The organism is Pseudomonas sp., assembly GCF_030147005.1.
In the GTDB taxonomy this organism is placed as follows: Bacteria; Pseudomonadota; Gammaproteobacteria; order Pseudomonadales; family Pseudomonadaceae; genus Aquipseudomonas.
The window spans coordinates 1-7,015 of record NZ_JASLAW010000161.1; the positions used below are offsets into that span (position 1 = coordinate 1).

General features: G+C 62.9%; 7 protein-coding genes. 1 reads left to right on the top strand and 6 read right to left on the bottom strand.

All coding sequences use genetic code 11. From position 1 onward, the window contains the following. Positions 1-157: 157 nt before the first annotated feature. Positions 158-706 (bottom strand): adenine phosphoribosyltransferase, encoded by a 549-nt coding sequence (locus Q1V60_RS14665; protein ID WP_300631533.1) that lies wholly within the window; start codon positions 704-706, stop codon positions 158-160. A 79-nt stretch (positions 707-785) separates the two neighbouring features. Beyond that, positions 786-1,520 carry a fumarate/nitrate reduction transcriptional regulator Fnr gene (gene fnr, locus Q1V60_RS14670; protein ID WP_300631535.1) on the bottom strand — a complete coding sequence of 245 codons (735 nt, stop codon included), beginning with the start codon at positions 1,518-1,520 and terminating at the stop codon, positions 786-788. A 154-nt stretch (positions 1,521-1,674) separates the two neighbouring features. Here fnr and Q1V60_RS14675 point away from each other — a divergent pair, with 154 nt between their 5' ends. Continuing rightward, positions 1,675-2,142: a hypothetical protein gene (locus Q1V60_RS14675; protein ID WP_300631537.1), complete on the top strand. Its 468-nt coding sequence runs from the start codon at positions 1,675-1,677 to the stop codon at positions 2,140-2,142. Here the strand turns inward: Q1V60_RS14675 and hemN are convergent, their stop codons facing one another. The 4 genes from hemN to Q1V60_RS14695 form a co-directional block, all read right to left on the bottom strand. Continuing rightward, positions 2,143-3,525, bottom strand: a complete 1,383-nt coding sequence (hemN, locus tag Q1V60_RS14680; protein WP_300631539.1) for an oxygen-independent coproporphyrinogen III oxidase — start codon at positions 3,523-3,525, stop codon at positions 2,143-2,145. 102 nt (positions 3,526-3,627) lie between these two features. Then, entirely contained in the window at positions 3,628-4,311 is a 684-nt protein-coding gene (locus tag Q1V60_RS14685; RefSeq protein WP_300631541.1) for a sulfite exporter TauE/SafE family protein, read from the bottom strand. Continuing rightward, the gene (ccoS, locus tag Q1V60_RS14690) at positions 4,304-4,516 is read right to left on the bottom strand and encodes a cbb3-type cytochrome oxidase assembly protein CcoS (RefSeq protein ID WP_300631543.1); all 213 of its coding nucleotides are present in this window, start codon (positions 4,514-4,516) and stop codon (positions 4,304-4,306) included. Before ccoS ends, Q1V60_RS14685 begins: the two co-directional genes overlap by 8 nt. A gap of 22 nt (positions 4,517-4,538) precedes the next feature. Further along, positions 4,539-6,983 (bottom strand): heavy metal translocating P-type ATPase, encoded by a 2,445-nt coding sequence (locus Q1V60_RS14695; RefSeq protein ID WP_300631545.1) that lies wholly within the window; start codon positions 6,981-6,983, stop codon positions 4,539-4,541. Positions 6,984-7,015 lie beyond the last annotated feature (32 nt).

Genomic DNA, 7,015 nt, shown 5'->3' on the forward strand with positions numbered 1-7,015 from the left:
CTTGCTCCCGCTGGACTGCGTAGCAGTCCCATTTTTGGGGCCGCTTCGCGCCCCAACGGGAGCAAGCTCCCTCGCCACAGGTCGCAGGTTTTTCTGCTTTAGCGCTTAACTGACCGGCATTAGGGCTTGCCCGCGAAGGCGTCAGCCAGGCAAACCCTTATTTCTCGGTTAACCCAAACTGCGTCAGGCAAAACGTGGGAATCCCCATGTCTTCCAACCGCTGCGACCCCCCCAGCTCCGGCAAATCGATAATCGCCGCCGCTTCAAAAATGTTCGCGCCCATTCGTCGCACCAGGTTCGCCGCAGCGATCAGGGTGCCACCGGTCGCGATCAAGTCATCGAACATCAGCACCGAGTCACCTTCGCAAAGGCTGTCGGCATGCACTTCGAGGAAGGCTTCGCCATATTCGGTCTGGTACCCCTCAGCCAGAACGTCAGCCGGCAGTTTGCCTTGCTTGCGAAACAGGATCAGTGGCTTGTTGAGCTGATAGGCGATGATCGAGCCGATCAGGAAACCACGGGCATCCATCGCGCCGATATGGCTGAAGTCGGCTTCGACGTAGCGCTGGGCAAAGCTGTCGGCGACCAGGCGCAGGGCGCGGGGCGATTGGAATAACGGCGTGATGTCAGGGAAGATCACCCCAGGCTTGGGGAAGTCGATGACGGGGCGGATCAGGGATTTGATGTCGAACGAATCGAAGGTCATCGTCGAAGAGTCCTGGGCGGAAAAAGGACTCGAAGTATACCTGCGGCCTTGCGGGTTCGCTTGGCCGCAGACTCCTGGATCAAACTTCCAGGGAACCACCGGCCAGCGCGCAGAGCTGGATGGGGTCGAGGATATGCACTTCCTTGCCTTCGGCGGCAATCAATGCGTTCTGCTGGAAGCGGGTAAACACGCGGGACACAGTTTCCACCGCGAGGCCCAGGTAATTGCCGATTTCATTGCGCGACATGCTCAGGCGGAACTGGTTGGCCGAAAACCCACGGGCGCGGAAACGCGCCGACAGGTTGACCAGAAACGTCGCGATGCGCTCGTCGGCGGTTTTCTTCGACAACAGCAGCATCATTTGTTGATCGTCACGAATTTCGCGACTCATCACCCGCATCAATTGACGGCGCAGTTGCGGCAACTGCACGGACAGTTCATCGAGGCGCTCGAAAGGAATTTCGCACACCGACGTAGTCTCCAGCGCCTGAGCCGACACGGGATGCATTTCGGTGTCCATCCCCGACAGCCCGACCAGTTCGCTGGGCAAGTGGAAGCCGGTAATTTGCTCTTCGCCACCGTCGCTGAGGCTGAACGTCTTCAACGCCCCTGAACGGACTGCATAAACGGAATCGAACTTGTCGCCCTGGCGAAACAGAAACTCGCCTTTTTTCAGCGGGCGGCCGCGTTTAACGATGTCGTCCAGCGCATCCATGTCTTCCAGATTCAAAGAAAGTGGCAGGCAGAGGGGGGCCAGGCTGCAATCCTTGCAATGGGCCTGGCTGTGAGCGCGCAGTTTAACTGGCTCGGACATTTCTTAAATCCTTGTGGGAAAAACACACATTAGACGTAAGGGTAACGCACTGGAGGGCGCCCAGGCCAGCCTGGGCAGAAAAAGCGCCAGCGGTCTAAAGGTTTTTGTACCCTGGTCGATACAGTGTGCATACCTATTCATCGGAGCTCGGATCATGTCTGTTATCGCCGCTTACAACCCCGCTGTCCGCGTTCCGACTGTGGCGGACGCGAAGCCGGTTGCACAGGCCAAGGAGATACCGGAAGCCGTCGAAAAGGCATCTGAACCGAAGGTGGTTGAAGGCGTGACGGTGACGATTTCCGCCGATGCATTCAAGGCCGCCGGGGCGGCCAAGAGCGCGAATGCCGATATCGATGACAGCGGTCTGGATGATAACGTCAAACAAATACTGAAAATGATCCGTCAGCTCAAACAGCAGATCGCTGAAAAACAGGCGGAGCTGGCAGCCGTTGCGGCGGCCAACAACCTTTCTCCGGAAGAAGCGCGGGCCAAGGCCAGCCAGTTGCAGAGCGAGATCAGTTCACTGCAGGCGGGCTTGATGTCGGCTCAGACCTCCCTGGCCAAGTCGATGAAAGGCATGAGTGCCGAAGACTCGATGAAGGCCGCCTCGCTGTCGATGTAATCAAATCACCCGCGAAAAACGCTGCCTGTTCTGATGCTCCAGATAGGCATCGAACACCATGCACACTGAACGCACCAACAAGCGCCCGGCCGGCAGTACGCGAATGCCCTTGGCGTCCAGCTCGATCAAGCCGTCGCCGGCCATTGTTTCCAGTTGCGGCCACAGCTCGGCGAAATAGCCGCGAAAGTCGATGTTGTACGTCTGCTCGATGCCCTCGAATCTCAAGCTGAAATTGCAGATCAACTGTTGGATCACCTCCCGTCGCAGGCGGTCATCCGTGGTGCAGATCAAGCCACGGCTGGTCGCCAGTTGCGCGCCCGCCAGCGCGTTCTGGTACTGGTTGAGATCGCTGCTGTTCTGGCAATACAAGTCGCCGATCTGGCTGATCGCCGACACGCCCAACCCAATCAAATCGCAATGCCCGTGGGTGGTGTAGCCCTGGAAGTTGCGTTGCAGCCTGCCTTCTTCCTGAGCCACGGCCAGTTCGTCGTCCGGCAGGGCGAAATGGTCCATGCCGATATAGCGGTAGCCGGCCCGGGTCAATTGTTCGATGGTGGTTTGCAGCATCAACAGTTTTTCTGGCGGCGAGGGCAGATCGTCAGTGTTGATCCGCCGCTGGGGCATGAAACGTTCCGGCAGGTGGGCGTAGTTGAATACCGACAAGCGGTCTGGTTGCAGGCGGATGACTTCTTCCACGGTGCGCGCAAAACTCATCGTTGATTGCTTGGGCAGCCCGTAGATCAGGTCGATATTGATCGAGCGAAATTGCAGAGTGCGCGCCGCGTCGATCACCGCGCGGGTTTCTTCCAGGCTTTGCAGGCGATTGACAGCCCGTTGCACCTCGGGGTCAAGATCTTGCAGGCCGATGCTGACGCGGTTGAAGCCCAGTTCGCGCAGCAGGCCCATGGTCGCCCAATCGGCTTCGCGAGGGTCGATTTCGATGCCGTAATCGCCCGAATCGTCGTCCAGCAAATTGAAGTGCTGGCGCAGGTGTGTCATCACCTGACGCAACTCGTCGTGGCTGAGAAAGGTCGGCGTGCCCCCGCCGAAATGCAGTTGCTCCACTGCCTGTTTCGGGTCGAGGTGGCAGGCCACCTGTTGGATTTCTTGCATCAGGCGTTGCAGGTAGGCCTGGGCGCGGCCACGGTCTTTGGTGATGACCTTGTTGCAGGCGCAGTAGTAGCAAATGTTGGCGCAGAACGGCACGTGCACATACAGCGACAACGGCCGCGCGGCTTTGCGGCTTTCGCGCAGCGCATGGAGCAGGTCGAAGCTGCCGACCTGGCTGTCCAATTGTACGGCGGTGGGGTAGGACGTGTAGCGCGGCCCCGCGAGGTCGTAGCGGTGAATCAGATCTGTGTCCCAACGAATGGCGTCGAGCATGCGGGCGGTCCCCCGGATTGGCTAGTGGGCCGAGTCTAGGGGCAGGGTGGCAAGGCCATGTTGATTTGCATCAACGAGCAGCGGCGCTATGCCACAGGCCAGTCAATGCCCCATCAGCCAGTGCTGGTGCGGCCCTGGCAAGGTCCAGACGCCAAAGACAATCACCAGCAACCCGCCGGCCACGCGCACGCTGCGCTTGCGCAATAGCGCGGTGACGCGTTCGGCCGCCAGCCCCGTCGCCAACAATACCGGCCAGGTGCCCAGGCCGAAGGCCAGCATCAGCAGCGCGCTGTCCAGCGCATTGCCCTGGCTCGCGGCCCATAACAGAGTGCTGTAGACCAACCCGCACGGCAACCAGCCCCACAACGCGCCCAGCAGTAAAGCGCGGGGCAGGCTTGATACCGGCAGCAAGCGGTTGGCAATCGGCTGGATATGCCGCCACAGGCCGCGACCGAGGCTTTCGATACGGGTCAGGCCGCTCCACCAGCCGGCCAGGTACAGGCCCATGCTGATCAGCAGCAGGCCCGCCAGTACGCGCATGAACATCGCCGCCGGGCTGTTGGCCACGGCCCAGCCGGCCAGGCCGATGAGTAACCCCGCCGAGGCATAACTGAGAATGCGCCCCAGGTTGTACGCCAGCAGCAGGCGAAAACGGCGGCTGCGCTGCTCCTTGGGAATCGCCAGGGTCAGCGCACCCATCAGCCCGCCACACATGCCCAGGCAATGGCCACCGCCGAGCAGGCCGAGGATCAGCGCAGAGACCAGCAAAGGCGCCAGTTCAAGCATGAGGCGGCTCTTTGGGCGGGTGCTCGGTGCGGTTGGCTTCGTCGATGGCGGCCAGGTGATTCGGGTCCTGGTCGTCGAACAGCACGCTGTGGGCCGGGCCGTCGAGGTCTTCGTACTGGCCGCTGTCCACGGCCCAGAAGAAGATGTAGATGGCCACGCCCACTAACAGCAGCGCCGCCGGAATCATCACGTATAGAGCTGGCATCTGCACTCCATGCCCGCGCGGCTCAAGCCGGCAGCGGACGATTTATCAAGGGGGCTCCCGCAGCCGGCGCGCTCGGCAGGCGAGTCAGGCGCAGGGCATTGAGCACCACCGTCAACGAACTGAGGGACATACCGATGGCCGCCCAGATGGGGGTGATCCACCCCAGGGCCGCGAACGGCAGCATCAGACCATTGTACAACCCGGCCCACAGCAAGTTTTCGATGATTACCCGGCGTGTGCGTCGCGCCAAGGTAAACGCCTGCACCAAGGCTTCCAGGCGGTTGGACAGCAGCACCGCATCGGCGCTGGTTTTTGCCAGGTCCGTGGCCGAGCCCATCGCCACGCTGATATCCGCGGCGGCCAGTACGGGCACATCGTTGACACCGTCGCCGAGCATCAGCACCTTGCGGCCTTCTCGGTGCAGGCGTTGCAGCACGTGCAGCTTGTCGTCGGGACGCAGGCCGCCGTGGGCTTCGTCGATGCCCAACTCGGACGCGACACTGGCGACCATCGGCGAGCTGTCTCCCGACAGCAGCAGCGTGCGCCAGCCGCGTGCCTTGCACGCGGCAAGCAGGGCAGGCGCATCGCTGCGCAAGCGGTCGTCGAGCACGAACCAGGCGAGCGCGCCGCGTTGATCTCCCAGTAGCAGCCATTGCCCGGCTTCGTCCGGTGGCGCCGGGATCGGGCTGGCGCTGAGCGCGCAGACGAAGCCGGGTTGGCCGATACGCAACACGTGTTCGCCCACGCGTCCTTCCAGGCCCAGGCCGGGGCTGCTCAATACGTCGTCGGCCGCCACGGGGGCTCGGCCAAAGGCGCGGGCAATCGGGTGTTCGGAGCGGTTTTCCAGCGCAGCGGCGAGGCCCAGGCACTGGTCGCTGTCCAGGTCGCCCAAGGGACGGATGGCCCGTAACGCCAGGCGTCCTTCGGTGAGCGTGCCGGTTTTGTCGAAAATGACCGTGTCGATCTGGTTCAGCCCTTCCAGCACATGGCCGCGGGTCAGCAGCAACCCCAGGGTGTGCAGCGTGCCGGTGGCGGCGGTGAGGGCGGTGGGGGTTGCAAGGGACAACGCGCACGGGCAGGTCGCTACCAGCATGGCCAATACAATCCAGAACGCGCGTGACGCATCAAGCTCCCACCACACCAGGCCGATCACCGCCGCGGCAAGCAAGGAGCCCAGCAAAAACCACTGTGCGGCGCGGTCGGCGATCTGCGCCAGGCGCGGCTTCTCGGCCTGGGCGCGTTCCAGCAGGCGCACGATGGCAGACAGGCGCGTGTCATGGCCCAGGGCGCGCACTTCGACGGTCAGCGCGCCTTCCACATTGAGGGTGCCGGCGGTAACGGCATCGCCCACCTGCCTGGGCTGAGGCAGGTATTCGCCGGTGAGCAGGGATTCGTCGACGCTGGAGTGGCCTTCGAGAATCACGCCGTCGGCGGGCAGCACCGCGCCGGGATGCACCAGCAGCCGGTCACCCAAGGCCAATTCGCCCAGCAGGATGCGTTCGCTCTGCCCGTCCGCGGTCAGGCGCAGGCACGAGGCGGGCAGCAGGTTGACCAACTGCGCGGTGGCGGCGGCGGTGCGCTCGCGGGCACGCCGCTCCAGGTAGCGCCCGGCCAGCAGGAACAGCGCGAACATGCCGACGGCGTCGAAGTACAACTCGCCAACGCCGGTGATCGCGGTCCAGATCCCGGCCAGATAAGCCCCGCCAATGGCCAGGGACACCGACACGTCCATGGTCAGGTGGCGTGTGCGCAAATCGCGCAGCGCCCCTTTGAAGAACGGCGCACAGCTGTAGAACACGATGGGGGTTGTAAGAAACATCGCCACCCAGCGCAGGATCACATGCAGCTCGGGGCTCAGGTCGATATTGAATTCCGGCCAGGTGGCCATGGTAGCCATCATGGCCTGGAACCACAGTAACCCGGCAACGCCCAGTTGGCGCAGGGCCAGGCGATTCTCGCCGGCCAGTTGTTCGGCGGCACGGTCCGCTTGGTAGGGATGGGCCGCATAGCCGATATGGCGCAGTTCACTGAGCACCTGGCTCAACGGCAACTGCGCGTCGGCCCAGCGTACGTGCAGGCGATGGTTGGACAGGTTCAGCCGCGCCTCGGCCACGGCGGGCAGGCTGCGCAGGTGTTTCTCGATCAGCCAGCCACAGGCCGCGCAACTGATGCCTTCCATGAGCAGGGTGGTTTCAGCCAGTTCGCCGGTGTGGCGCACAAAAGGTTTTTGCACATCTGCGCGGTCGTACAGCGCCAGTTCATCGACCAGTTGCACCGGCAGCGCCTCGGGGTTGGCCGAGGCTTCGCTGCGGTGCCGGTAATAGCTTTCCAGGCCGCCGGCCACAATCGCCTCGGCCACCGCCTGGCAGCCCGGGCAGCAGAGCTCGCGGCGCTCGCCGAGGATTTCGGTGGTGAACCGGCTGCCGGCCGGGACGGGCAGGGCGCAGTGGTAGCAGGGGGTGATCATGGTTCTTCGGGATCTTTGGTGGCTGGAAGGGC